We start from the raw sequence: 518 nt of genomic DNA, 5'->3' as shown, positions 1-518 counted from the left end.
TGCACCACCAGGGAGGTGGAGCCAAACACTTCCGCCTGCAGGGCGTCATCCTTGAGGAAGTCCTGGGCGTCGGCCACGAACAGCCCTGCCTGACACTGGTTGGGACCGTCGCCTGCCGGCCCGCGCGCCACTTCCCGGGCACTCTGGCTATCCGCCAGGGTGTTCACGCCCTGGGTGTAGGCGTCATGAATGCCGGGGGTCAGCATGGTCTGGGCGGAGGCCGACCGGATCGTCTCGGCGGCGGCCTCGACGAAGCCGTCCAGCGCCTCGCCCTTGACCGCGATGACCAGACCCGGATTGGTGCAGAACTGGCCGGCGCCCATGGTCAATGAACCGATAAAGGCCTCGCCCAGCTCCCGGCCACGGGCCCTGAGGGCCTCGGGCAGCAGGAACACCGGATTGATCGAGCTCATCTCGGCGTAGACGGGAATCGGCTCGGGGCGTGCCTGCGCGGTCTGCATCAGCGCGGTACCGCCACTGCGGGAACCGGTGAAGCCCACGGCCTTGATCCGCGGATC

General features: G+C 68.3%; 1 protein-coding gene. It reads right to left on the bottom strand.

Going from position 1 to position 518, the window contains the following annotated elements:
* Window positions 1–518: aldehyde dehydrogenase family protein (locus JF545_RS20250; protein ID WP_206944884.1), on the bottom strand; the 518-nt coding region annotated here is incomplete at both ends.

The organism is Halomonas litopenaei (genome assembly GCF_017303055.1).
In the GTDB taxonomy this organism is placed as follows: domain Bacteria; phylum Pseudomonadota; class Gammaproteobacteria; order Pseudomonadales; family Halomonadaceae; genus Halomonas; species Halomonas litopenaei_A.
This window is presented reverse-complemented; position numbering and strand designations above follow the sequence as displayed.